This is a genomic window from Microcella sp. (assembly GCF_051860105.1).
Taxonomy (GTDB): Bacteria; Actinomycetota; Actinomycetes; order Actinomycetales; family Microbacteriaceae; genus Microcella.
Genome location: NZ_JBHYEO010000006.1, coordinates 51671 through 78071, shown reverse-complemented (window position 1 = coordinate 78071; position 26401 = coordinate 51671). Strand labels below are relative to the sequence as shown.

Below are 26401 nucleotides of genomic sequence, written 5' to 3'. Positions count from 1 at the left end.
CCTGGCCTCAGGCGCCGCTCTCTAGACTGTGCGCGTGAGTGAGACCCCCGTGACGCGCCGTCGCCGCTGGCCCTGGATCGTCGGCGCCATCGTCGTGCTGCTGCTCGCCGCCGTCGCGGCGGTCGCGCTGCCCATCGTGCTGCACGCGTCGCAGGGGTCATCGGGGCAGGGGCGCGTGCCCGCCGGCGAGTTTCCGACCGAGGTCACCGCGACGGGCGACGACGACCGCATCCGCACGCTCTCGGTCGCGACCGAGTCGGGATCGGCGCCCGACCTGAGCGCCGTCTCGGCCGGCGATCGGCTCGTCGTGACCGGGGTCGGGTACGACGGCGATCGCGGGCTCTACGTCGCGGTCTGCAAGGTTCCCGACGAGATCGACGGCAAGCCGGGGCCGTGCCTCGGCGGCGTCGGCTCGCAGGAGGTCGAGCAGTTCGAGGAGGGCGTCGTGCAGTGGGCCCCCTCGAACTGGATCAACGAGGCGTTCGCCTGGCGGCTCTTCGGCGCGCGCAGCTTCGACGACACCGCGACGGGGGCCTTCACGGCCTACGTCGAGCTGCCCCCCGTCTCCGACGAGAACGTCGACTGCTCGGTCGACACGTGCGGCCTCTACACCCGCAACGACCACACCGCGGCAGGCGACCGGGTTCAAGACCTCTATCTGCCGCTGCGCTGGGCCGACTGACCGCTAGAGCAGTCGGCTCACGATGTCGGCGCGCAGGCGCGACAGCCGCGACTCGAGCTCGTCGACCGTCGACGAGTCGAGCGATCCGCGTGCCACCGCCGTGCGCAGTTCGGTGCGCAGGTCTTGCCGGAACTCCGCCAGCAGCACTTCGGCCCGCTGCAGCTGCGCGCGACCGTCCGACCGGGTCTCGCTGATCGTCGAGTGCATCGAGGTGGTCGCGTCGCGCACCGCCTCCGATGCCGCGGCCCCCGCCTCGCGAGCCGCTGCCGTCGCCGCACCGGCGGCCTGCGTCGCCGCCTCGCGGGCGCTGGCGGCCGACGCCCGACCGTCGTCGCGCGCCTCGCGCGCGGCTGCCGCGAGCTCAGCGCGCAGGGTCGACATCGCCTCGCTCACCGACGAGCGCACCTCGTCGGCTAGGCGTCGCACCGAATCGCCGATGCCGTTCTCGATGCCCTCGAGCTCGTCGCGCCGGTCGTTCAGCTCGACGCGCCCCGCCTCGGTGATGGCATAGACCGTCTTGCGGCCATCCGTCTGCTTCGTCACGAGCCCCTCGGCCTCGAGCTTCGCGAGCCGCGGGTAGATCGTGCCTGCCGACGGAACGTAGGTGCCGCCGAAGCGGTCGCTCAGCGCCTGGATGATCTCGTAGCCGTGCATCGGCCGCTCATCGAGCACGTGGAGCAGATACAGCCGCAGGTGCCCGTGGCCGAAGACCGCGGGGCTCACGCGGAGGCCTCGGCTGCGTCGGCGTCGGAGGGCGCCGCTGCATCGCGATCGGTGTGCACGACCGAGACGTCGCCCGAGACCGAGTCGGCGCGCACCTCGGTGAACGAGCCCGCGAGCTGCCCATAGCGCCCGGTGTACTTGCCCTTGACGCCGCTGATCTGCGCGTCGTCGAGCTGCAGGCGGCCGGTGAGGGTGCTGATCGAGTACTGCGCGGGCCGGCCGGCGTCGAGCCGCACCGTCAGCGACCCCGACACGGTGCTGTTGCGCACCCGATCGGGGGCGCCGTGCAGGTCGACGATGACGTCGGCGGAGACGCCGTCGCAGGTGAAGCGCGGGATCCGCCCCGAGGCGGTCACGTCGCCGCCGACGGTCTGGATGCTGAGCTCGCCCTCATGGGCGCGCACCGAGATCTCGGCGCTCACGGCGTGGATGGTGAGATCGCCGACGAGGCGGTCGAGCACGATGTCGCCGTTGACCGTGTTGATCGAGGCGCTGCTGTGCAGTCCGCTGATGAGGCCCTCGGCCGACACGACGTTGAGGGTGAGGGCGATGCTGCGCGGCACGAGAATGCTGACCTCGGCCCGCGCCCTGCCGCTGAACAGCCGGAAGTTGTCGAACAGGGTGTCCCACCGCAGCTGCGGGTGGTCGACGACGAACGTGTCGCCCTCGAGCGCGACCTTCAGGTCGCGACCGGACACGGCGTGCACCTCGACGCGGGCGCCGGGCTCGTCGTGCCCGACGATGTCGACCTGCCCTCCGATGAGCCCGACCTTGAGCGCGCGCACGAGCTCGAGGTCGATGACGGTGGGTTCGGTGATGATCCAGGTCTGCTGGGCCATGCGGTGCTCCTCGCTCGTGCCGCGCGGTCAGCTGCCGCGGGCATCTCGGTCGCGATATATCGCGTAGACGGAACTCACGATATATCTCGATCGCCGGGCGCGCAACATCGAGTTCCGGGGCTGCGCTTGACCTTGACGTCGCGTCAACCTCTACCGTGAAACCCATGCAGTGGTCCATTCAGCAGATCGCTCGTTTGTCGGGCACCACGAGCCGCACCCTGCGGCACTACGACGACCTCGGGCTGCTGCCTCCGACGAGCATCGGCGCCAATGGCTACCGGTACTACGACGAGGCGGCGCTCACGCGCCTGCAGCGCATTCTGCTGTTACGCGAACTCGGGCTCGGGCTGCCGGCGATCGCCGAGGTGCTCGCCGGGCAGACCGACGACGCCGCGGCGCTCGAGGCGCACCTGCGCTGGCTCGAGCAGGAGCGCGACCGGGTCGACCGCCAGATCGCGAGCGTGACCACGACGATTCTCAAGCTCGAAGGAGGTGAACAACTGATGGCAGAAGAGATGCTCGACGGCTTCGACCACACCGTCTACAAAGACGAGGTCGAGCAGCGCTGGGGCGCCGAGGCCTACGCGAAGAGCGACCGCTGGTGGCGGGGGCTCGGTGCCGAGGGCCAGGCCGCCTTCCGGGCCGAGGCCGCCGCGATCGAGGCGGGGCTGCGGGATGCCCGCGCATCCGGCACGCCCGTCGCCGACCCCGCGGTGCAGGGTCTCATCGCCCGGCACTACGCCTGGGTGCGTGCGGGCTGGGGCGGCTCGGCGCCGAGTGCGGATGCCTACCTCGGGCTCGGCGACATGTACGTCGCCGACCCGCGCTTCGCGCAGCACTACGGCGGCGTCGAGGGCGCCGAGTACGTGCGCGACGCGATGCGGGTCTACGCGGCAGCCGAGCTCGGCTGAGCAGCATCCGGGGCCGTCGGACGCGACGGTTCCGGAACCCGCAGCCGCGGCAGCGTCACCCCGACCATGGGGCCGATGAGCAGCGCGAAGGCGACCGTGCCGAAGCCGACGGTGCCGCCCAGCAACCAGCCGATGGCGAGCACGGTGAGCTCGACCCCGGTGCGCACCTTCCAGATCTTCCAGCCGAAGCGCGCGTGCGCGCCCGTCATGAGGCCGTCGCGCGGGCCGGGCCCGAAGCGCGCCCCGATGTAGAGGCCCGTCGCGATGGCGAGCAGGGCGAGGCCTCCGGCGAACATGACCCACTGCGCCCACAGCCCCTCGGGGGTCGAGATCACGAGCATCGCGAGGTCGAGCACGGGCCCGATGAGCAGCACGTTGAGCACGGTGCCGATGCCGGGCTTCTGCTTGATGGGGATCCACAGCAGCAGCACGACGGCGCCGATGAGCACGACGATGAGGCCGATCGACCAGCCGGTCTGTACCTCGAGGCCCTGGGCGAAGACCGTCCAGGGGTCGAGCCCGACATCGGCGCGGATGAGGAGCGCGACGGCGATCCCGTAGAAGAAGAGCCCCAGGAGCAGTTGCCCCCAGCGGCGGATCAGGATGCGGCGCGGTGTCATGCGCATCATCATCCTCGTGAGATTGGACTGCCCACAAGATGCCAATCGAGGTAGAGTGGCCCCATGTCCGCCCTCTCTGCTCGAGCATTGGCCTCACAGTTGGGTGACTGGCGACCGCGGGGCACCGACCCGCTCTACGAGGCCCTCGCCGACCGCATCCGGCTGCTCATCCTCGACGGCCGCATCACGCTCGGCACGCGCCTTCCCGCCGAGCGTCTCCTCGCCGACCACGAGACGCTCAGCCGCACGACCGTCGCCAGCGCCTACGCACGGCTGCGCGACCTCGGCTACGCGCAGAGCGTGCGCGGCTCGGGCACGGTCGCGCAGCTGCCGCGCGGCCTCAGCGACGGCGTGCCCGCCCTGGGCGAGTCGGCGGGCCCCGGCATGCTCGATCTCTCGAAAGCCACGCTGCCCGCCATCCCCCTCATCGCCGAGGCCGCACGCGAAGCGGCCGAGCTGCTGCCCGCCCACCTGCACGAGAGCGGTTTCGACCCCGTCGGCCTGCGCGTACTGCGCCAGGCCCTCGCCGACCGCTACACCGCTCGCGGGCTGCCGACCGAGGCCGATGAGATCATGATCACGCTCGGCGCGCAGCACGCGATCGCGCTCATCGCCCGCACCGTGCTGTCGCGCGGCGACCGCGCGCTCGTCGAGGCGCCGAGCTACCCGCACGCCGTCGAGGCGCTGCAACTCGCTGGCGCGCGCCTCGTGACGGTGCCCGTCACGACCGACGGCGGGTGGGATGACGAGCTGCTCGAGCAGGTGATCCCCCGCACGGCGCCCGCGCTCGCCTACCTCATGCCCGACTTCCATAACCCCACGGGCCGCACCATGCCCGACGAGCAGCGCGCACGGCTGCACGAGCTCGCCGCCGCGCACGGCACCGTGCTGCTCGTCGACGAGACCATGAGCGAGCTCGGCTTCGCGCGCGCCGAGCAGCCCGCGCCCTTCGCTCTCGGCGCCGCCGAGCGCGGCGCGAGCGTCGTCACGGTCGGCTCGGTGGGCAAGAGCATCTGGGGCGGCGTGCGCCTCGGCTGGATTCGCGCCGAGCGCGACACCATCACCCGCCTCTCGCTCGCGCGCCTCGCCGGCGACCTCGGGTCGCCCGTGCTCGAGCAGCTGGTGCTGCTGCGTCTGCTCGACAGCTATGACCGGGTGCTGGATGCCCGGCGCGAGCAACTCCGCGCCGGCCACTCCCTCATGCTCGACGAGCTGCAGCGGCGCTTCCCCACCTGGTCGGTGCCGCGGGTCGACGGCGGCCTGAGCCTCTGGGTGAACCTCGGGGCTCCGGTCAGCTCGCAGCTCGCGCTCGCCGCCCGCGCCGAGGGACTGCTCGTCGGCGCCGGCCCGCGCTTCGGCCTCGACGGTGCCTTCGAGCGCTTCGTGCGCCTGCCGTTCTGCCACCCGGCCGAGGTGACGCTCCCGGCTCTCGACCTGCTGGAGCGGGCCTGGAACCGGGTCGCGCGGCAGGGGGTGCCGCTGGAGGCCTCGGAGGAGCCGCTCGCCGCCGTCGTGTAGCGTGAGCGAGCATCCTGACCGATCGGTCTGATTCGGGGTGCGCGCCCATCGCGCGCTGTGTGAACACTCAGCAGACGCTGGGATGCTGACCCGCGCATCGTCGCGCACCGACCGTGCCCTTCACAGCCACCTCGGGCTCTGCCGCCCGCCGTATGACCGGAGTTCCCGTGCACCTTCTCTCGGTGTTCAGCCTGCGCAACCGTGCGCTCATCGCACTGGTCACGATCGTCGTGGGCCTCTTCGGCGGTCTGGCCCTCACGACCCTCAAGCAAGAGCTCATCCCGACGATCTCGGCCTCGCAGATCATCATCGTGACGCAGTACCCCGGCGCCGCGCCCGAGATCGTCGAGCAAGACGTCTCGACGCCCATCGAGACCGCGATCCAGGGTGTCAGCGGGCTCGACGCCTCGAGCGCGACCTCGAGCACCGGGTTCTCGGTCGTCTCGGCCTCGTTCGACTTCGGGGCCGACATCGTGCGCGCCGAGCAGCGCGTGCAGCTCGCGGTCAACCGGCTCGACCTGCCGGCCGACGTCGAGCCGCAGGTCATCGTCGGATCGATCGACGACCTGCCCGTGCTGCAGATCGCCGTCACGAGCGATCTGAGCGCCGCCGACCTCGATGCCGCGCTCGAGAACCAGGCTGTTCCCGACCTCACCGATCTCGTCGGCGTGCGCGAGGTCTCGGTGCAGGGCGCCCTCGGCCAGCGCGTGACCATCACGCCCGACACCGACGAGCTGTTCCGCCTCGGGCTGACGAACACCGACATCACCGATGCCCTCGACGCCTACGGCGTGCTGCTGCCTGCCGGCACGATCACGGAAGACGGCCGCACCCTCGTCGTGCTCTCCGGCGTGCGCATCGCCTCGCTCGACGAGCTCGCGGCGCTGCCGCTCATCGGAGCCGAGAGCGAGGGCCTCACGACCATCGCCGACGTCGCCGAGGTCGCGATCGTCGACGACCCGGTCACGAGCTACAGCCGCGTCAACGGCGACCCCGCCCTCACGCTCGGTGTCACCAAGACGCCGGCGGGCAACACCGTCGAGGTCTCGCGCGCCGTGCAGGCCGCTCTGCCCGCCATCGCCGAGGCGATCGGCTCGAACACCGAATTCACGATCGTCTTCGACCAGGCGCCCTTCATCGAGAAGTCGATCGAGTCGCTCGCCGTCGAGGGTGTGCTCGGCCTCGTCTTCGCGGTCATCGTCATCCTCGTCTTCCTGCTCTCGATCCGCTCGACGCTCGTCACCGCCATCTCGATCCCGACCTCGGTGCTGCTGACCTTCATCGGCATGCAGGTGTCGGGCTACTCGCTCAACATCATCACGCTCGGCGCCCTCACGATCTCGATCGGCCGCGTCGTCGACGACTCGATCGTCGTCGTCGAGAACATCAAGCGCCACCTCGGGCTCGGGGAGGACAAGAAGACGGCCATCCTCACCGGTGTCAAGGAGGTCGCGACGGCCATCACCGCGTCGACCGTGACCACGATCGCCGTGTTCCTGCCGCTCGCCCTCGTCGGCGACGTCACCGGTGAGCTGTTCCGACCGTTCGCCCTCACGACGACGATCGCCCTCGCCGCGTCGCTCTTCGTCTCGCTCACGATCATCCCCGTGCTCGCCTACTGGTTCTTGCGCGCACCGAAGCCGAAGAAGGCCGGCGCGCACGCCGCCGCCGACGAGCCCGTCGAGCGCGCCCCGATCACCCTCGACGAGGAGTCGGCACGCCCGACCGTCCTGCAGCGCGGCTACCTGCCGGTGATCCGCTGGACGCTGAAGTTCCCGGCCATCACGCTGCTCATGGCGATCCTCGTGCTCGTCGGCACCGGGTTCCTCGCGACGGGGCTCAAGACGACCTTCATCGGCAACTCGGGTCAGAACACCCTCACGGTGACGCAGTCGCTCGAGAACGGTGCGAGCCTCGAAGCGCTCGACGAGGCCGCGACCCAGGTCGAGTCGACGCTGCTCGACATCGAGGGCATCGAGACCGTTCAGGCTTCGATCGGTTCGGGTCAGGGCTCTCTCGCGGCCATCTTCGGCGGCGGCAACGACATCACCTTCTCGATCACCACCGACGCCGACGCCGACCAGGAGGCCCTGCAGGCGACGGTGCGCGATTCTCTGGCCGCCATCACCGATGCGGGCGAGATCAGCGTGCAGGCGGCCGGCGGCGCCGGCGGCTTCGGCTCCTCCGACATCGAGGTCGACATCACCGCGGCGAACCGCGCCGACCTCGAGGCGGCGGCGCAAGATGTGCTGGCCGCTGTGCGCGACCTCGACATCACCGCCGAGGCCACGAGCAACCTGGCCGACACGCAGCCCTACCTCGCCATCCGCGTCGACCGCGAGCGCGCGGCCGAGCTGGGCCTGAGCGAGGTGGCTGTGGGCGGCATCGTCACGGCCGCGATGTTCCCGGCCTCGGTCGGGTCGGTCGTGCTCGACGAGAAGAACCTGTCGATCTTCCTGCCCAACAGCAGTGCGCCCACCACGGCTCAAGAGCTGCGCGACTTCAGCATCCCGACCGCCATCGGCCCGCAGCCGCTCTCCGAGCTCGCGACGGTCGACGAGCAGGAGGGCCCCGCGAGCATCACCACGATCCGCGGAACCCGCAGCGCGACCGTGACGGTCACGCCGAGCACCGACGACACGGGCAGCGCGTCGGCGCTCGTGCAGGCCGCGGTCGATGAGCTCGACCTGCCCGACAGCGCCTCGGCGAGCCTCGGCGGCGTCACCGCGCAGCAGGGTGACGCGTTCAGCCAGCTCGGGCTCGCGCTGCTCGCGGCCATCCTCATCGTCTACGTCGTCATGGTCGCCACCTTCAAGAGCCTCCGGCAGCCGCTGCTGCTGCTCATCTCGGTGCCCTTCGCGGCGACCGGGGCGATCGGGCTGCAGGTGATCTCGGGCATCCCGCTCGGAGTGCCCTCGCTCATCGGTGTGCTCATGCTCATCGGCATCGTCGTGACGAACGCCATCGTGCTCATCGACCTCGTCAACCAGTACCGCGAGCGGGGCATGCGCGCTCGCGAGGCGATCATCGAGGGCTCGTCGCGCCGACTCCGGCCGATCCTCATGACGGCCGCGGCGACGATCTTCGCGCTGCTGCCGCTCGGCCTCGGGCTCACCGGCAGCGGCGGGTTCATCTCGCAGCCGCTCGCCATCATCGTCATCGGCGGCCTCATCTCCTCGACCCTCCTGACGCTCGTCGTGCTCCCCGCGCTGTACTACGTCGTCGAGGGGGCGAAGGAGCGCCGCGAAGACCGCCGGGAGAGGAAGGCGGCCCTCGCCGACGGCACTCCCGCCTAAGCCGTCTGAACCGCGTATCGCGAGCGGTCGGGGTGTTGCTAGCGTGAGCACACTCCGACCGAAAGCGATTCGCCATGACCGCTCCCGCCCCCGCTGACGACGCCGCGACCACGGTGTCGCCGGGCGTCTTCACGACGACCACTGTGCAGCTCGCGCCGTACCGCATCCAGTGGCTCGCGCGCCTCATGTACGGCAACGCGTTCGAGATCGTCGTGATCGCGGTCATCATCGCGAACGCCACGGCCCTCGCGATCCTGACCTACGACGGCGTCGCGCCCGGCGTCGCCGCTGTCGCGACGGCGATCGACCGCGCGGCTCTCGTGTTCTACACGATTGAGGTCGTGCTGCGCGTCATCTCGTACGGCACCAAGCCATGGATGTTCTTCCGCAACCCCTGGAACGTCTTCGACTTCCTCATCGTCGTGCTCATCCCGTTCCTCGACGGCGGCACGGTCATCTTCCGACTCGTCCGGCTGCTCCGCATCCTGCGTATCTTCCGCTTCCTGCCCGAGGCCCGCATCCTCATGCTGTCGATGATCAAGTCGGTCGCGCCGCTCGCGAGCCTCGGCGTGCTCATCGGCTTCCTCATGTTCATCTACGCCATGGCCGGGGTGTACCTCTTCGGGGAGGCCTCGCCCGAGCGCTGGGGCGACATCGGCACGGCCATGGTGACCCTCACCGTCATGCTCACGCTCGAGAACTTCCCCGACTCGTTCCTCGGCGGGCTCGAGATCACCCCGTGGGCGTTGCTCTACTTCTTGAGCTACATGTTCTTCATCGTGTTCACCGTGCTGAACATCCTCATCGGCATCGTCATCACGGCCATGGATCAAGCGCGCGACGAGGTCACCGCCGATCGCGCGAAAGAGGGGCTGCCGACGGCGACCGGCACGATCCGGCTTCCGCACCATGAGGCTCCTGCGACGGATGCCCGAGCCGAGCTCGGCGGGCTGAGCGCCGAGCTCGACGCGGTCGAGCGCGCGGGCCGGGCATCCCCCGACCACATCCGGCGCATCCGCGACGAGATCGACCGCCTGAAGGCCGCGGTGCAGTGATGCGCGGGCGCCGGATCGCCGCGGCCGTTCTGGCGACCGTCGGGCTGCTGCTGCTTCCGAGCGCCGTCATGGCGCACTGGGCCACGACGCAGCTCATCGAGACCGAGCGCTTCGTCGCCACCCTGGCGCCGCTGGCCGATGACCCGGCCGTGCAAGACCGCATCATCACCGAGGTCACGGCGCTCGTCGACCAGCAGGTCGATATCGACGCCGTCACCACCGAGCTGCTCAGCGGCCTCGGCGAGGCCCTCGACCTCGGCCCGCGCGCGCAGGCCGCCCTCGATCTGATCAGCGCTCCCATCGCGGCCGGGGTCCGCTCGCTCGTCGCCGACGTCGTCACCGAGGTGGTGCGGGCACCCGCCTTCAGCGCCGCATGGCAGCGCTCGGTCGAGGTGCTGCACGCTCAATCGATCCGACTGCTGTCGGGGTCGCCCGACTCGCTGCTGACGCTCGATCGCGATGGCACGCTGAGCCTGCCGCTCGGGCCGATCGTCGCCGACGTGCGCGCCGCGCTCGTCGAGCAGGGCGTGCCTTTCGCCGCGGCGATCCCCGACATCGATCGGGCGATCGTGCTCGCCGAGGTGCCGAACCTGGCGCTCGCCCGCGTGCTCTTCCAGGTCGGAGTCACGGTCGGCTTCTGGCTGCCCTGGATCACCGCCGCCCTCCTGATCGGTGCGGTGCTCCTCGCGCCGCGCCGCCCCGCCACTGCGCGCACGATCGGAGTGATCGCCGTGGGCGTGACCACGGCGCTCGCCATCGGGTTCTCGCTGGCCCGCACCGCGATCGCCGCCTACGCGGGCCCCGAGTCGTCAGCCCTCGCCGCGGCCGTCTTCGACGCCATGACCGGCTATGCGATCAGCACCACGGTCGGCCTGCTTGTGCTGAGCGCGATCGTCGTGCTGGTCGCGTGGTGGCTCGGATCCTCCGCCCCGGCAGCCCGCGGCCGCGCGGCGGTGAGTGCGCGCGTCGCGCAGGGGCGCGAGGCCCTCGGCATCGAGCCGAGCCCGGTCGGCGCCGCGCTGCACCGCTGGCGCGTGCCCCTTCGGCTCGCGGTCGTGGCCCTCGCGGCACTGCCTGCGCTGCTGCTTCCAGCGCTGTCGGCCATCACCGTGCTCGGCAGCGCGCTGCTGGCAGCCGGGCTGCTCGTGGTCGTCGAACTGCTCGCCGTCGAGCCGCCTCCGCCTCCGCCCCCGGCGAAGGCTCGCGCCCCGCGGCCGCGCACCCGGGCCGCTGGGGGCTAGCCGAGCAGCTTCTGCATGCACACGCTGAACTCGTCGCCCACGTACGGCCCGAAGTTCTCGATGTGCGCGTAGCCGCGCCGCTCGTAGAGCGCGATCGCGGCCAGTTGCTTCGGGCCGGTCTCCAACTGCAGGGTGCGGATGCCCTGCGCGCGCGCGGCCGCCTCGAGAGCATCCATCACCGCGGTCGCGACGCCCTGGCCGCGCCCGTTCTCGGCGACGAACAGCCTCTTCAACTCGCCCGTGGTGTCGCCCCGATCGACGAGCGCCGCCATGCCGGTCGCCGCACCCGCGTCGTCGCGCGCCACGAACACCGTGACGCCCGTCGCGGTCAGCTCGTCGAGGTCGAGCATGTAGCAGCTCTCGGCCGGGTAGAGGCTCAGCGCGTAGGCGTCGCTCGCGTGCAGCAGCGTCTCGATCTCGGGCTGGCGGGGGTCTTCGACGGTCACAGTGGTCACGATGCGCCCAGAATAAGCCCGTCTCGGCGAGTGTCGGGTACTCTGAAGGGTCGGCTGGAGGCGGGCGGGGTTTCCCGTCAGTGCATTGTGTGCGCCTCAGGGCCGGTACTCCCCGTCGTTCGACGGTCGGAGATCACCTCGAGATGTGACGGCCCCCAGCCAGCGACTGCCTGGGATAGCGGCGCGTGTGCGCCGACGACGCTTCTTGCGTTACCCCAGAAAGAACCATGCCTCAGAACAACAAGGGCGGCGCTGCGCGCGCGCCCCAGTCATCCCGTTCCGCTGCCCCTCGTGGCGCGGCGTCGCGCGGCGCCAAGGCGCCCGCCGCCGGATCCCGCAGCCCGAAGCACCGCGGCTACCGCCCCGACGAGGCCGCCGCGCCCGAGAAGAAGGCCCGCTGGAGCCGCGACGAGCGCGTCGACCGCGGCCACGCGCCCGAGCGTGCTCGCCCCGAGCGCGACGACCGCGCCGCCCGCCCGGCGCGCGACGACCGTGCCGCCCGCCCTGCGCGTGACGACCGGTACTCGCGCGACGAGCGCCCGCAACGCGACGACCGCGCTCCGCGGTCGTTCGACCGCGATGCTCGCCCAGCTCGTTCGGGCGATCGGGATGCCCGCCCGCAGCGCGACGACCGCGCGAGCGGCAACCGCTACAGCAACGACCGCGGCTACCGCGCCGCTGCGACCGGCGGCCGACCGGCCCGCCCCGCGCGTGACGGCGACTCCCGCGACGGCGCCGCCCGCACGGGCAGCGGCCGCGCCACCCACCGCCCCGACTGGCGCCCGCAGACCGGTGCCGCCAGCACCGGCCGCCCCGCGCGCTCGTACGACCGCGACGCGCGTCCTGCGCGCGATGACCGCGCGCCGCGGTCGTTCGACCGTGATGCGCGTCCCGCGCGGTCGTTCGACCGTGATGCGCGTCCCGCGCGCTCGTTCGATCGCGACGCTCGCCCGGCGCGCTCGTTCGATCGCGACGAGCGGCCGACCGAGCGCCGCGAGTCGAGCTTCTACCCGAGCCGCGACGCAAAGGCCGCCAAGGTCGACGACGTCGTGCTCGACCGTCTGACGGCCGATGCCGTGCTCGCGACCGACGTCGAGGGCGTGACCTTCGCCGACCTCGGCCTCGGCGCGAACATCGTGCGCGAGCTCGAAGAGCAGGGCGCGAGCGCCCCGTTCCCGATCCAGGCGGCGACCATTCCCGACGTGCTCGCGGGCAAAGACGTTCTGGGCCGCGGCCGCACCGGCTCGGGCAAGACGATCGCGTTCGGGGCTCCCCTGGTCGAGAGGCTGATGGAGAACGGCGGCGGCAAGAAGCGTCAGATGGGCCGCGCTCCCCGCGCGCTCATCCTGGCGCCGACGCGCGAGCTCGCCCTGCAGATCGACCGCACCGTGCAGCCGATCGCACGCAGCGTCGGCCTGTTCACGACGCAGATCTACGGCGGCGTGCCCCAGGGCCGCCAGGTCGGAGCACTGCAGCGCGGTGTCGACATCATCATCGGCACGCCTGGCCGCATCGAAGACCTCATCGAGCAGGGTCGCCTCGACCTGAGCCAGATCGAGATCGTCGTGCTCGATGAGGCCGACCACATGTGCGAGCTCGGGTTCCTCGAGCCCGTTCAGCGCATCATCCGTCGCACCCGGCCGAACGGGCAGCGCCTGCTGTTCTCGGCCACGCTCGACTCGGGTGTCGCGAGCCTCGTCACCGAGTTCCTGCACGAGCCGGCCGTCTACGAGGTCGCGGGAGAGGACCAGGAGTCGTCGACGATCGACCACAAGGTTCTGCTCGTCGACCAGCGCGAGAAGCGCGGCATCATCGAGCAGCTGGCGGCCGGCGACGGCAAGACGCTCATCTTCGCGCGCACGCGCGCGTTCGCGGAGGAGCTCGCCGACCAGCTCGACGACGCCGGCATTCCGGCCGTCAGCCTGCACGGCGACCTCAACCAGGCGCGCCGCACGCGCAACCTCGAGAAGCTCACGAGCGGCCGGGTGAACGTGCTCGTGGCGACGGATGTCGCGGCCCGGGGCATCCACGTCGACGACATCTCGCTCGTCATCCAGGCCGACGCGCCCGACGAGTACAAGACCTACCTGCACCGTTCGGGCCGCACGGGCCGCGCGGGCAAGGTCGGCACGGTCGTCACGCTCATCACGCGCCCGCGCGCCCGCCGTTTCGGCGAGCTGCTCGAGCGCGCCGAGATCGAGGCCGAGACCACCGAGGTGCGCGTCGGCGACGCCTTCCTCGACCGGCTCGCTGCCCTCTAGGCACCGCTCTCTCCTCACTGCCCGTCATTCACCACCCGTCGGGGCCGGTCACGCGTCAGCGCACCGGCCCCGACGTGCTGTGCTCGGCAGACTCCCGAATGCAAGGAGTCCCCGCCGACCACGTCGTCGAACAGTCCTTGGATTCGGGAACGAATCGCGGGGCCTCCCCGGCCCCGACGCCGGCGCCGACCTGGGCCCCGGCGCCGACCTGGGCCCCGGCACCAGTCGTGGTGCCGCTCAGCAGGTGCCGGGCTCAGGCCGCCGCGAGCATCGCGCTCGCCGCGAGCGCCAGCACCAGCCCCACCCACTGCAGCCGCGCGATGCGCTCGCGCAGCACGATCGCCGCGAGCAGGATGGTGCCGGCCGGGTAGAGCGCCGTGAGCACCGAGACGATCGTCAGGTCGCCGACCCGCAGGCCCACGAGCACGACGACGTTGGCGAGGGCGTCGAGCACACCGCATCCGACGGCGAGCCAGAACCCGCCGCGCCATCCGCCGCGCAGAGCAGCCGCGCTCGCGCGCAGCAGACCGTCGCGCGAGGGGGCGGGGGCGGCCGCCTCGGCCCCGAGCGCATGCGGCGCACCGTGCGCGCCGTCGAGCACGGCGAGCGGGGCATCCGCCGCCCGCACATGACGCCGGCCCGCGATGACGGCGAGCACGACGATGAGCGTGATCATGATCGTGGCGTTGACCGTGCGGTTGGCGACGAGCGGCACGAGCCCGCTGTCGTCGGGAGTCTGGTCGACGAGGATGTAGAACGCGCCGATCAGCACGCCCGAGACGGTCGCCATGATGAGGCCCGCCAGCGTCGGACGCACGGCTTCTTTCGCGGGCACGAAGCCGACGAGCACGACGGCCACGAGGGCGAGCCCGAACGCCGGGTAGGCGATCGCGCCGAGCTCGGTACCGGTGACGAGGCCCCAGGTGAGCGGCACGATCGCGGAGGTGACGGCGGTGAGGGGCGAGAGGATGCTCATCGGCCCGATCGCGAGGCACGCGTAGAGCAGCGCGATGGCAGCGGCTCCGGTGACCCCGGAGATGCCGCCCCAGAGCACGGCCTCGGGCGACCAGCGCCCGGGCACGAGCAGGGTTCCGACGACGAGCAGCACGACGCCCGAGAGCGCCCCGAGCGCGGTCACGCGCAGCGCCGAGATGCGTCGCGCGGCCAGCCCGCCCAAGAAGTCGGCGGCGCCGTAGACGAGGGCTCCGCCGAGCCCGAGAACCACTGTGAGCACGACGCGCACCTCCTGCGTCGATTCTGCCAGGTCGCCGATGCCGACTCTTCGCCCGAGCGCAACCCCCACCGGGCTGCGCGCCCTCGGGGGTAGGTTGACGACGTGACCTTCCGCGATGATGCCGACATCTCCGACTCCTCCGTCCGCCGATCCGGCCCGGGGCGCGGCCTCGCCATCGGCGGGGGTGGGGGCGTCATCGCCGTCATCGCGGTGTTCCTCATCGCTCAGTTCACGGGCGTCGACCTCAGCGCGCTGCTCGGGGGAGGATCGACGGCGGGCCCCGCTCCCGAGACGACCGAGCTCAGCGAGTGCGACACCGGCGCCGACGCGAACGCGAGCATCGACTGCCGCATCGCGGGAGCCGCAGTGTCGCTCGACGACTTCTGGATCGCCGCAGCCCCGCAGATCGGCGTCGCCTACCGCACTCCGGGCGCGGTGATCTTCGAGCAATCGGTCGATTCGGGATGCGGTGCCGCGACGAGCGCGGTCGGCCCGTTCTACTGCCCCACCGATGAGACGATCTACCTCGACACGGGCTTCTACGACGACCTCCGCACGCGCTTCGGAGCCGAGGGCGGCCCCCTCGCCGAGATGTACGTCGTCGCCCACGAGTGGGGCCACCACATCCAAGGCCTCGCGGGAGCCCTCGAGTCGGCTGATCGCGGCGACACCGGGCCCGACTCGGATGCCGTGCGCCTCGAGCTGCAGGCCGACTGCTTCGGTGGCGCGTGGGCGGGCACCGCGTCCGACGGGCCGGATGCCCTGCTCGAGCCGATCACGCGCGAGCAGGTCGCTCAGGCCCTCGATGCGGCGGAGGCGATCGGTGACGACCGCATCCAGGAGCAGACGAGCGGCCAGGTCTCGCCCGAGAGCTGGACCCACGGGTCGAGCGAGCAGCGCCAGCGCTGGTTCACGATCGGCTTCGAGCGCGGCGTGACGGCCTGCGACACGTTCACCGTGCCGGGCGCCGAGCTGTAGCCGTTCTGCGATCGCCTGCTGGCGGGTTCGTCGGGCATCTGCGCTCGGCGTCGTGCCGTCGACGGTGAACAATCCGCGACGAATCCGTGACCACTTTTTCGGGGTCTCGACGAAGCGATGCGTCGTCGTCTAGAGTCGGCCGGGTGACCCCCATTCGGGGGTAAACAGATGTGTCTACATCTGAGGTCGTTTCACCAGGGGGGTCTCTTCGTCATGCCGTTTTCCACTCCACTCGGGCATCGCATCGGGGGCCGCGGCACTGCCGCGCGTCGTATCGCCGCCATGTCGACCGCGCTCGCCGTCGCTCTCGGCCTCGTCACCCTGACTGCGGTGCCCGCGTCTGCCGAGCCCGTCGCGATCGCCGACGTGCAAGGCACCGGCTCGGCCTCGCCGCTCGCCTCGGGCACGGTCGTCACCGTGCGCGGTGTCGTCACCGCCGACCTGCGCGGCACGGCCGCGTACCGCGGCCTTTACATCCAGACCCAGGGTTCGGGCGGCGACATCGACGCCACGCCCGGGGCATCCGACGGCCTCTTCGTCTTCCTCAATGCGGCCAACCCGTCCGTCGCGATCGGCGACCTCATCGAGGTCACCGGCCCGGTCAGCGAGTTCAACGGGCTCACGCAGGTCACCGGCAGCGGCGCCGGTGCGGTCGTGCTCGTCGAGTCTGCGGTCGGCCTCCCCGCGCCCACCGCTCTGCCCACGAGCGTCGTCGGCACGCAGCGTGAGGCTCTCGAGGGGATGCTCGTCGCACCCTCGGGCGACTACCTCGTCTCGTCGACCCACCAGTTGGGCACCTTCGGCACCCTGTGGCTCAGCCCCGAGCAGCTCGCCGTCAAGAGCACGGAGCAGGTCGGGGCGGGCGCCGAGGCAGACGCCATCGCCGCTGCCAACCGGGCCGCGCGCCTGCTGCTCGACGATGGGTACAACGCGCAGATCAGCAACGCCGCCCACATCGGCGACCAGCCGTACTTCACCGCCGGCGACGTCGTGCGCCTCGGCGACGCCGTCGAGTTCCCCGCCGCCGGAATGGTGCTGAGCTTCGGGTTCGACGACTGGCGCCTGCAGCCGCAGCTGCCCATCACGAGCAACGGGCCCGCCGCGCAGACCGCGGGCTTCGACGCGCGCGGCGAGCGCCCGGCCAGCCCGCCGGCTGTCGGCGGCGACGTGCGCGTCGCGGCCTACAACGTCTTCAACTACTTCACGACCCTCCCCGCCGACAACGCCGAGGCGCGCGGTGCCGACACTCCCGAGCAGTTCGCGGTTCAGCAGTCGAAGATCGTCGCGGCGATCAACGGCCTCGATGCTGACGTCGTCGCGCTGCAAGAGATCGAGAACTCGGTCAAGCTCGGTGAGCCCGTCGACGAGGCGCTCTCGGCCCTCGTCGCCGCACTCAACGCCGACGCCGGGGCCGGCACGTGGAACTTCGTGCCCACGCCCGCCGCTCTGACCGACGCCGCTATCGTCGACGCGATCACGAACGCGATCATCTACCGCACGGCCGCGGTCGAGCCGGTCGGCGCGAGCGCGACGCAGATCGATGAGACCGTCTGGGACATCGCGCGTGAGCCGATCGCTCAGACCTTCGATGCCGATGGCTACGTATTCACCGTCATCGCGAACCACTTCAAGTCGAAGAGCGGTTCGGGCGCCGAGCCCGCCGACGGCCAGGGCCGATTCAACGCCGAGCGCGTCGAGCAGGCGCAGGCGCTCAAGGCCTTCGCCGAGGATCTGGCCGACGATGCGGAGCGCAGCGAGCACGTGCTGCTGCTCGGCGACTTCAACGCCTACAGCGAGGAGGACCCGATCGAGGTCTTCACCGACGCGGGCTGGAGCGACCTCGTCGCCGACCTCACCGACGACCAGTACACCTACACGTTCGACGGCGAGCTCGGCTCGCTCGACCACGCGATCGCGAGCCCCGCGCTCGCCGCGCAGGTCGCGGGGGCAGGTGTCTGGGCGATCAACGCCGCCGAGTGGGGCGACCGCGGGTACTTCGGTGCGTCGGCTGACGCGGCGAGCCCGTATCGCTCGAGCGACCACGACCCCGTCGTCGTCGGCCTCAACACGACGCTGCCGCCGATCGAGATCGACATTCTGACGATCAACGACTTGCACGGTCGTCTCGAAGCCGCTCCGCCCGCCGCCGGCGTCGCCGTGCTCGGCGGGCTCGTCGAGGCCACGCGAGCGGCGAATCCGAACACCCTGTTCATCTCGGCCGGCGACAGCATCGGCGCCTCGACGTTCACCTCGTTCATCCAGAACGACGAGCCCACGCTCGACGCCCTCAACGCCATGGGCCTCGACCTCAGCGCGCTCGGCAACCACGAGTTCGACCAGGGCCGCGCCGACGTCGATGACCGGGTCATCCCGAACTCCGACTTCCCCTACCTCGGCGCGAACATCTACGAGAAGGGCACGCAGACCCCGGCGTACCAGGAGTACGAGGTCATCACGGTCGACGGGGTCGACATCGGGTTCATCGGCGTGCTCACCGAGAGCATGCCCTCGCTCGTGAGCCCCACGGGCATCGCGACGCTCGACTTCGGTGACATGACCGCCGCGGCCGTGCGCGTGGCCGACCAGCTGCAAGATGGTGAGGCCGCGAACGGCGAGGCGGATGTCGTCATCCTCGTCGTGCACGAGGGTGCCCCGACCACGACGCTCGAGGCCGCCACCGGCGACACCGAGTTCGGTGACCTCATCACCGGCGTGCTCGGCAAGGTCGACGCGGTCGTCTCGGGTCACACCCACCTCCAGTACGACCTCGAGGTTCCGGTGCCCGGCACCGATGAGGTCATGCCCCTCATCCAGGGCGGGCAGTACGGCGAGGCCTACGGTCACCTCGAGCTCTCGGTCGACCCCGAGTCGAACGAGCTGCTGAGCATCACGGCGGGTGTCAAGCCGCTCGTGGGCGCCGCGCAGCCCGACCCCGAGATCGCGGCGATCGTCGCTGAGGCCGTCGCCTTCGCCGCGGTGGCCGGCAACGAGAGCCTCGGTGCGATCACCGACGACTTCCTCCGCGGGATCGACTTCACGGGCCAGAACGGCGCGCAGAACGAGAACCGCGGCGCGGAGTCGACACTCGGCAATGTGGTCGCCGACGCGCAGCTCTGGGCCACGCAAGACCTGGGAACCGAGCTCGCGCTCATGAACCCGGGCGGCCTGCGCGCCAACCTGCTCTACGCCGCGAGCGGAGAGCTCGACCCGGCGGGAAACCTCACCTTCCGTGAGGCGGCCAACGTGCAGCCGTTCGCCAACACCCTCGTGGTGATGACGCTCACGGGTGCCCAGCTGCGCTCGGTGCTCGAGCAGCAGTGGCAGCCCGAGGGCAGCAGCCGTCCGTTCCTCAAGCTGGGCGTCTCGGACTCGCTCGAGTACGACTACGACCCGACGAAGCCGCGCGGCGAGCGCATCGGAACGATGCTGCTGAACGGCGTGCCGGTGGCCGCGGATCAGCAGATCCGCACCGTGGTGAACTCGTTCCTCGCGGCAGGCGGCGACAACTTCGCCACGCTGGCGCAGGGCACGCAGCGCGCCGACTCGGGCCGCATCGACCTGCAGGCGTTCGTCGACTACGTGGGCGAGTTCTCGCCCGTGAGCCCCGACCTCGCGCAGCGCTCGGTCGGTGTCGCGATCAGCGCCCCCGACGCCGACGGCTACAGCGCCGGCGACGAGGTCACGCTCGTGCTCAGCTCGCTGCTGTTCACCAACCAGGGCGACCGCGAGGCCGAGGTGCTCGTGAGCCTCGGCGGCGAGGTGCTCGGTTCGGCGCCGATCGATGCGACGATCGTCGGCCGCACCGATGAGACCGGCCGGGCGACCGTCACGTTCACGGTGCCCGAGGGCATCAGCGGAGCCCAGCAGCTCGTCATCACGGTGCCCGACAACGGCACCGAGGCGACCGTGCCGTTCGAGATCACCACGCAGCTCGAGCAGATCACGGTCGAGCGCGATCCGCGCCTGCAAGGCGGTGCCGTCGTGGGCCGTACGCTGCGCACCGACGGCGGCCGCTTCTCGGTGGACGACGTCGAGCGCAGCTACCAGTGGCTGCGTGACGGCGCACCCATCGAGGGTGCCACCGCCGCGACCTACCGGGTGACCGCCGCCGATGCGGGCGCGCGACTCTCGGTGCAGGTCACGGCGAGTGCCGAGGGCTTCGCCTCGGTAACCGCCACGAGCAACGACCGCGCGGTCGTGGCGGCGGGATCGATCACCCTCGGGGCGCCCGACCGCCTGTTCGTCACGACGCGCGGCACGGTCACCTACTCGGTGCAGGTCGTCGCGGTCGGCATCGAGCCGGTCGGTACGGTGTCCGTGCTCGACCGCGGCCGCGTCGTCGGCACGATCGAGCTCGAGGCCGGCGACGAGGGCAGGGGCACGCTGCAGATCAGCGGGCTCGGCCGGGGCATCCATCTGCTGACGGCCCAGTTCGCCGGCTCGGATGCCGTCCGCGGGTCGACCACCCTGGTTCCGATTCCTGTGATCGTCTTCTAGCGATCGCGACTCACGGCGGGGCGGGGGGAATACTCCCGCCCCGCCGTCGTTGTCTTCCGTGGCGCTGTCGCGTCACAAACGCGTGCGGCGCGATTCGCGCCCGTACCCTGGAATCAGGCACGCTCAGCACTGATCTATCGCCCACGCTCACCGAGGAGACACTCATGGCCCGCATCTACTCCGACATCACGCAGGTGTTCGGCAACACCCCGCTCGTGACGCTGCGGAAGGTCACCGACGACGCCGGCGCCACGGTGCTCGCCAAGCTCGAGTTCTACAACCCCTCGGCGAGCGTCAAGGACCGCCTCGGCTTCGCGATCGTCGAGGCCGCCGAGAAGAGCGGCGAACTGAAGCCCGGCGGCACGATCGTCGAGGCGACGAGCGGCAACACCGGTATCGCCCTCGCCATGATCGGCGCCGCCCGTGGGTACAAGACCGTGCTGACGATGCCCGAGACCATGAGCAATGAGCGCAAGATGCTGCTCAAGGCCTACGGCGCCGAGCTCATCTTGACCCCGGGCAGCGAGGGCATGAAGGGCGCGGTCGCCGCCGCGGAGAAGATCGTCGCCGAGCGACCGGGCACGATCCTCGCCCGCCAGTTCGAGAACGAGGCCAACGCCGAGATCCACCGCCGCACGACGGGCCCCGAGGTGTGGAGCGACACCGACGGCGCCGTCGACATCTTCGTCTCGGGCGTCGGCACCGGCGGCACGCTGACGGGCACCGGGCAGTACCTGAAGCAGCAGAAGCCGGGCGTGCAGGTCGTCGCTGTCGAGCCCCTCGAGAGCCCCATCCTCAACGGCGGGGCCCCCGGCCCGCACAAGATCGCCGGCATCGGCGCCAACTTCGTGCCCGCCGTGCTCGACCGCGAGGTGTACGACGAGGTCATCGACGTGAACATCGACCAGGCCGTGAGCATGGCCCGCCGCCTCTCGGCCGAGGAGGGCATTCTCGCCGGCATCTCGTCGGGTGCCACGGTGCACGCCGCCGTCGAGCTCGCGAAGCGCCCCGAGAACGCCGGGAAGACGATCGTCGTCATTGTCGCCAGCTACGGCGAGCGCTACCTCTCGAGCGTGCTCTACGACGACCTTCGCGCGTAGATGGGCGTTCGGGAGGACATCCGCACCGCCCGATTGCGCGACCCGGCGGCGCGCTCGGGCCTCGAGGTGTTCCTGACCTCGGTGGGCCTGCACGCGGTGTGGTGGCACCGCATCGCGAGCTGGCTGTGGCGGCACGGCTTCAAGCTGCTCGGCCGCATGGTCGCGCAGGGGGCGCGCTGGTGGACGGGTATCGAGATCCACCCCGGAGCGCGCATCGGCAAGCGCCTCTTCATCGACCACGGCATGGGCGTCGTCATCGGTGAGACGGCCGAGATCGGCGACGACGTCATGCTCTATCACGGCGTCACGCTCGGCGGCCGAACCCTCGAGAAGGGCAAGCGGCACCCCACGGTCGGCAACGGCGTGCTCATCGGCGCCAACGCGACGGTGCTCGGCCCCATCGCGATCGGCGACCGCTCGCAGATCGGCGCGCTCGCTCTCGTGACGAAGGATGTTCCGGCCGACTCGGTCGCGACCGGCATTCCCGCAACCTCCCGCCCCCTCGATCGCGGCGCGCGCGGCACGGGGGCCGACGGGTTCGTCGTCGACCCGGCCATCCACATCTGAGGGGTCCCGCCGCACGGCGGGACCTTCGGCACTGGCCCGCGCGCCGCCCGCCCGTCATCCTGAGCCTGCCGGGGTTCGAGGGAGGCACGATGACCGCTCGCGGTTTCGTGCGCGGGCTGCTGCCGCGGCGCGCGGACTACGCGATGCTGCGGCGCACGTGGCGGGGCGACCTCATCGCCGGCCTCACGGTCGGCATCGTGGCTCTGCCGCTCGCGCTGGCCTTCGGCGTCAGCTCGGGCGCGGGTGCTGACGCGGGGCTCATCACGGCCATCGTCGCCGGACTCGTCGCGGCAGTGTTCGGCGGCTCGAACATCCAGGTCTCCGGCCCCACCGGGGCGATGGTCGTCGTGCTCGGTCCGATCGTCGCAGCCCAGGGCGCGGGAGTCGTCGCGCTCGTGACGATCATGGCCGGCGTTCTCGTGCTCATCGCCGCGGTGCTGCGGCTGGGGCGCGCGGTCGCGGTGATCCCCTGGCCGGTGATCGAGGGCTTCACGCTCGGCATCGCCGTCATCATATTCCTGCAGCAGGTGCCCGCGGCCCTCGGCGCCCCCGCCGGGCCGAGCACGAACTCCCTCGTCGCCGCTGTGCAGACCGTTGTCACGACAGACTGGGCGGCCGCGTTCGTGCCGCTCGCGCTCGTCGCCGCGGTCGCCGTCATCATGGTCGTCGCGCCGCTCGTGCGCCCCTGGGTGCCCGGCTCGATCATCGCGATCGTCGTCGTCACCCTCGCGACGGTCTGGCTGTCGCTGCCGGTCGAGACGATCGGCACGCTGCCCGCCGCGCTTCCGGCACCGAGCCTGCCGAGCCTCGCCGGCGTCGACGTCGTGGCCCTGCTGATCCCGGCCGCCACGATCGCGGCGCTCGCCGCCATTGAGTCGCTGCTGTCGGCGCGCGTCGGCGCATCCCTCGCCGACACGGGCCGCCTCGACCCCGACCGCGAGCTCGTCGGGCAGGGGCTCGCCTCGGTCGCGTCGGGGCTCTTCGGCGGCATGCCCGCCACGGGCGCCATCGCGCGCACGGCCGTGAACGTACGGGCTGGCGGGCGGTCGCGGCTCGCGGCGATCATCCATTCGATCGTGCTCGTCGGCGTCGTCTACCTCGCCAGCACGATCGTCGCGACCATCCCGCTCGCGGCGCTCTCGGGCGTGCTCATGGTCACGGCGGTGCGCATGGTCTCGGTGCCGACCGTGCGACGCATCGTCACGGCGACGCGGTCAGACGCCCTCATCTTCGTCGCGACCGCCGTCGTGACGATCGCCTTCGATCTCATCATCGCGGTGGGCATCGGAATCCTCGCCGCGGGGGTCATCGCGCTGCGCACGCTCGCCGCCTCGAGCGGCGTGCACCGCGAGCCGCTGCCGGGCGAGCCGCAGCCGGGCGACGAGCGCATCGCGCTGTTCCGCCTCGACGGCGCACTGTTCTTCGGCGCGGCCGAGCGCCTCACCGATGCCATCAGCGAGACGGCGGGGGCGAGTGTCGTGATCGTGCGGCTCTCGCAGATCCGCGACCTCGACGCCACGGGCGCGCGGGTCATCGTCGAGCTCATCGAGGGCCTCGAGCGGCGCGGCATCACCGTCATCATCAAGGGCATTCAAGAGCGCCACCTGCGTCTCGCGACCCGCGTGGGCGTCGTCGGCGCGCTGCGCCACCCGAACCACCTCGTCGCCTCCCTCGACGACGCCGTCGAGCATGCCCGGTCGCACATCGCGCGCGAGCGGGCGGCGGGCACGGTCAGCCCTGCCGACTAACCTGGGGCGAGTGACCACCACCGCGACCACTCCCCAGTCGGTGCTCGAGTCGGTCTTCGGCTACCCGGCCTTCCGCGGCGAGCAGCAGGCCATCATCGACCACGTCGTGCGCGGGGGTGACGCCCTCGTGCTCATGCCGACGGGTGGCGGTAAGAGCCTCTGCTACCAGATTCCCGCGCTCGTGCGCGAGGGCGTCGGCGTCGTCATCTCGCCGCTCATCGCGCTGATGAAAGACCAGGTGGATGCCCTCGAGACGGTCGGCGTGCGCGCCGCGTTCCTCAACTCCACGCAGGGCCCCGACGAGCGTCGGGCCGTCGAGGCCGCCCTGCTCGCGGGCGAGGTCGATCTGCTCTACATGGCGCCCGAGCGTGTCACCGTGCCCTCCACCGCCGAGCTGCTCGACCGCATCCGCGTCTCGCTCTTCGCGATCGACGAGGCGCACTGCGTGTCGCAGTGGGGGCACGACTTCCGGCCCGACTACCTCGCGCTGTCGCTGCTGCACGAGCGCTGGCCGAGCATCCCGCGCATCGCCCTGACGGCGACGGCCACGGCCGAGACGGCGACCGAGATCGTGCAGCGGCTCGACCTGGGCCAGGCCCGGCGGTTCGTGGCGAGCTTCGACCGCCCGAACATCCAGTACCGCATCGAGCCGAAGAACCAGCCGGTGCAGCAGCTGCTGCAGCTGATCCGCACCGAGCACCCGGGCGACGCGGGCATCGTCTACTGCCTGTCGCGGGCGAGTGTCGAGAAGACGGCGATCGCGCTCGCCGAGCACGGCATCCCCGCCCTTCCGTACCACGCCGGTCTCGACGCGACGACGCGCTCGAACCACCAGTCGCGGTTCTTGCGCGAGGAGGGCATCGTCATGGTCGCGACGATCGCCTTCGGCATGGGCATCGACAAGCCCGACGTGCGCTTCGTCGCCCACCTCGACCTGCCGAAGAGCGTCGAGGGCTACTACCAAGAGACGGGGCGTGCGGGCCGCGACGGCCTGCCCGCGACCGCGTGGCTCGCCTACGGACTGCAGGACGTCGTGCAGCAGCGGCAGATGATCGACCGCAGCGAGGGCACCCCCGCGTACAAGCGCCGCATGAGCCAGCTGCTCGATGCGATGCTCGCGCTGTGCGAGACCGTCGAATGCCGACGGGTGCAGCTGCTGGCGTACTTCGGCCAGCGCTCCGAGCGCTGCGGCAACTGCGACACGTGCCTCGCCCCGCCCGAGAGCTGGGACGGCACGGTGCCGGCGCAGAAGCTGCTCTCGACGATCGTGCGGCTCGAGCGCGAGCGGCGCCAGCGATATGGCGCGGGTCAGCTCATCGACATCCTCATCGGCAAGCGCACGCCGCGCGTCGAGCAGCTCGGGCACGCCGACCTCGCGACGTTCGGCATTGGCACCGAGCTGACCGATCAGGAGTGGCGGGGCGTCGTGCGCCAGCTGCTCGCGCAAGGCCTGCTCGCCGTGCACGGCGACGGCTACGGCACGCTCGTGCTCACGGAGGCGAGTGCCGCGGTGCTGAGCGGAACCCGCGAGGTGCGGCTGCGCCGCGAGGTCGCCCGACCGACCCGCTCGGCGAAACGCGCCGCGCCCTCCGACCTTCCCGCGGCCGCCGCGCCCCTGTTCGAGCGGTTGCGCGCCTGGCGCGCGGCGACGGCGCGCGAACTCGGCGCTCCCGCCTACGTCGTGTTCGCCGACGCGACTCTGCGCGGCATCGCCCTCACGACGCCGTCGACGCTCGACGAGCTCTCGACCGTGAGCGGCGTCGGTGCGGCCAAGCTGGAGAAGTTCGGGGATGCGGTGCTCGCGATCGTGCGCGGCGACGAGCCGCCCGCCGCTGCAGCCGTCGAGCCGCCCGCCGTTGCACCCGTCGAACCTGACCTGCCCGCGTACATTCCCGACGACGACATCCCCTACGACGACATTCCCCCCGAGGAATGGAACCTCTGACACGATAGGGCGGTGCTGACCTTCCTCGCCCGGGCCTTCCTCGGCCCCATCGCGCGAGTGGTCTGGCGGCCCACCATCATCGGGCGCTCGAACATGCCCGCGGAGGGCCCGGTGGTCGTCGCCAGCAACCACCTCTCGTTCATCGACTCGATCGTCATCAGCCTGCTCGCCCGTCGCCCCGTGAGCTTCCTCGCCAAGGAGGAGTACTTCACCGGCAAGGGCATCAGAGGCGCGATCTCCCGCGGATTCTTCTCGGGAGTCGGGGCGATTCCCGTCAAGCGCGGTGCCGGCCAGGCCGCGCAGGACGCGCTCGACGCCGGCCTCGCCAAGCTGCAGGCGGGCCAGGCCTTCTCGATCTACCCGGAGGGGACCCGCTCGCGCGACGGGCGGCTCTACCGCGGAAAGACCGGCGTGGCATGGCTCGCGCTCACCGCCGGGGCGCCGGTCGTCCCCGTCGCCCTGACGGGCACGCAGAACCTGCAGCCCGTCGGCTCGAAGCGTGTGCGGCTCGCCCGCATCACGATCGAGTTCGGCGAGCCGATGGACATCAGCGCCTTCGGGCCGGCCGCCTCGGGTCGCGCTCGGCGGCACGCGACCGATGCGATCATGGCGCGCATCCAGAGCATGTCGGGTCAGGAATACGTCGACCAGTACAACGAGCCGCCGCCCGCGAATGTTCGCGAGCGCGTGCGTCGCTTCTTCCGCACGCGGGCCGAGCTCTAGGCGCGCAC

Annotated in this window: 19 protein-coding genes; 14 read left to right on the top strand and 5 right to left on the bottom strand. The window is 71.3% G+C overall.

All coding sequences use genetic code 11. The features are described 5' to 3' along the window. Nucleotides 1-34: 34 nt before the first annotated feature. The gene (locus ACTIE9_RS05055; protein ID WP_439564487.1) at nucleotides 35-682 is read left to right on the top strand and encodes a hypothetical protein; all 648 of its coding nucleotides are present in this window, start codon (nucleotides 35-37) and stop codon (nucleotides 680-682) included. Between the two features lie 3 nt (nucleotides 683-685). Here ACTIE9_RS05055 and ACTIE9_RS05050 read toward each other — a convergent pair whose 3' ends face one another. Continuing rightward, entirely contained in the window at nucleotides 686-1405 is a 720-nt protein-coding gene (locus tag ACTIE9_RS05050; protein ID WP_439564486.1) for a PadR family transcriptional regulator, read from the bottom strand. After that, a complete protein-coding gene (locus ACTIE9_RS05045; RefSeq protein ID WP_439564485.1) occupies nucleotides 1402-2244 on the bottom strand; it encodes a DUF4097 family beta strand repeat-containing protein in 843 nt (280 codons plus the stop codon). Before ACTIE9_RS05045 ends, ACTIE9_RS05050 begins: the two co-directional genes overlap by 4 nt. A 164-nt stretch (nucleotides 2245-2408) precedes the next feature. Here ACTIE9_RS05045 and ACTIE9_RS05040 point away from each other — a divergent pair, with 164 nt between their 5' ends. Then, nucleotides 2409-3155, top strand: a complete 747-nt coding sequence (locus ACTIE9_RS05040) for a MerR family transcriptional regulator (protein ID WP_439564484.1) — start codon at nucleotides 2409-2411, stop codon at nucleotides 3153-3155. Here ACTIE9_RS05040 and ACTIE9_RS05035 read toward each other — a convergent pair. Continuing rightward, complete coding sequence (locus ACTIE9_RS05035; protein ID WP_439564483.1) at nucleotides 3131-3775, bottom strand: YczE/YyaS/YitT family protein; 645 nt, start codon at nucleotides 3773-3775, stop codon at nucleotides 3131-3133. The two genes, ACTIE9_RS05040 and ACTIE9_RS05035, sit on opposite strands and share 25 nt — an antisense overlap. Before the next feature lie 63 nt (nucleotides 3776-3838). Between ACTIE9_RS05035 and ACTIE9_RS05030 the strand changes: the two genes are divergently transcribed. The 4 genes from ACTIE9_RS05030 (at nucleotide 3839) to ACTIE9_RS05015 (ending at nucleotide 10885) form a co-directional block, all read left to right on the top strand. Beyond that, entirely contained in the window at nucleotides 3839-5293 is a 1455-nt protein-coding gene (locus tag ACTIE9_RS05030; RefSeq protein ID WP_439564482.1) for a PLP-dependent aminotransferase family protein, read from the top strand. Nucleotides 5294-5406: 113 nt separating this feature from the next. Continuing rightward, a complete protein-coding gene (locus tag ACTIE9_RS05025) occupies nucleotides 5407-8589 on the top strand; it encodes an efflux RND transporter permease subunit (protein ID WP_439564481.1) in 3183 nt (1060 codons plus the stop codon). A 74-nt stretch (nucleotides 8590-8663) separates the two neighbouring features. Continuing rightward, on the top strand, nucleotides 8664-9644 hold the full coding sequence (locus ACTIE9_RS05020; RefSeq protein WP_439564480.1) for an ion transporter: 981 nt from the start codon (nucleotides 8664-8666) through the stop codon (nucleotides 9642-9644). Continuing rightward, nucleotides 9641-10885 carry a hypothetical protein gene (locus ACTIE9_RS05015; RefSeq protein ID WP_439564479.1) on the top strand — a complete coding sequence of 415 codons (1245 nt, stop codon included), beginning with the start codon at nucleotides 9641-9643 and terminating at the stop codon, nucleotides 10883-10885. Before ACTIE9_RS05020 ends, ACTIE9_RS05015 begins: the two co-directional genes overlap by 4 nt. Here the strand turns inward: ACTIE9_RS05015 and ACTIE9_RS05010 are convergent. Next, entirely contained in the window at nucleotides 10882-11340 is a 459-nt protein-coding gene (locus tag ACTIE9_RS05010; protein WP_439564478.1) for a GNAT family N-acetyltransferase, read from the bottom strand. The genes ACTIE9_RS05015 and ACTIE9_RS05010 overlap by 4 nt on opposite strands. Before the next feature lie 227 nt (nucleotides 11341-11567). On the opposite strand from ACTIE9_RS05010, the gene ACTIE9_RS05005 reads away from it, so the two are divergent. Then, complete coding sequence (locus ACTIE9_RS05005; RefSeq protein ID WP_439564477.1) at nucleotides 11568-13601, top strand: DEAD/DEAH box helicase; 2034 nt, start codon at nucleotides 11568-11570, stop codon at nucleotides 13599-13601. Between the two features lie 253 nt (nucleotides 13602-13854). Here the strand turns inward: ACTIE9_RS05005 and ACTIE9_RS05000 are convergent, their stop codons facing one another. Continuing rightward, entirely contained in the window at nucleotides 13855-14835 is a 981-nt protein-coding gene (locus ACTIE9_RS05000; RefSeq protein ID WP_439564476.1) for an EamA family transporter, read from the bottom strand. A gap of 102 nt (nucleotides 14836-14937) precedes the next feature. Between ACTIE9_RS05000 and ypfJ the strand changes: the two genes are divergently transcribed. The 7 genes from ypfJ (at nucleotide 14938) to ACTIE9_RS04965 (ending at nucleotide 26393) form a co-directional block, all read left to right on the top strand. Continuing rightward, entirely contained in the window at nucleotides 14938-15813 is an 876-nt protein-coding gene (ypfJ, locus tag ACTIE9_RS04995; RefSeq protein ID WP_439564475.1) for a KPN_02809 family neutral zinc metallopeptidase, read from the top strand. Nucleotides 15814-16095: 282 nt separating this feature from the next. Then, nucleotides 16096-20310, top strand: coding sequence for an ExeM/NucH family extracellular endonuclease (locus ACTIE9_RS04990; RefSeq protein ID WP_439564474.1), 4215 nt, complete (start codon nucleotides 16096-16098; stop codon nucleotides 20308-20310). Between the two features lie 164 nt (nucleotides 20311-20474). After that, complete coding sequence (gene cysK / locus ACTIE9_RS04985) at nucleotides 20475-21410, top strand: cysteine synthase A (protein ID WP_439564473.1); 936 nt, start codon at nucleotides 20475-20477, stop codon at nucleotides 21408-21410. Continuing rightward, nucleotides 21411-21977: a serine O-acetyltransferase EpsC gene (gene epsC / locus ACTIE9_RS04980; protein WP_439564472.1), complete on the top strand. Its 567-nt coding sequence runs from the start codon at nucleotides 21411-21413 to the stop codon at nucleotides 21975-21977. A gap of 89 nt (nucleotides 21978-22066) precedes the next feature. Continuing rightward, on the top strand, nucleotides 22067-23725 hold the full coding sequence (locus tag ACTIE9_RS04975; protein ID WP_439564471.1) for a SulP family inorganic anion transporter: 1659 nt from the start codon (nucleotides 22067-22069) through the stop codon (nucleotides 23723-23725). After that, nucleotides 23667-25670 carry a DNA helicase RecQ gene (recQ, locus tag ACTIE9_RS04970; protein WP_439564470.1) on the top strand — a complete coding sequence of 668 codons (2004 nt, stop codon included), beginning with the start codon at nucleotides 23667-23669 and terminating at the stop codon, nucleotides 25668-25670. Before ACTIE9_RS04975 ends, recQ begins: the two co-directional genes overlap by 59 nt. Nucleotides 25671-25682: 12 nt before the next feature. Then, nucleotides 25683-26393 carry a lysophospholipid acyltransferase family protein gene (locus ACTIE9_RS04965; protein WP_439564469.1) on the top strand — a complete coding sequence of 237 codons (711 nt, stop codon included), beginning with the start codon at nucleotides 25683-25685 and terminating at the stop codon, nucleotides 26391-26393. The last annotated feature ends 8 nt before the right edge of the window (nucleotides 26394-26401 follow it).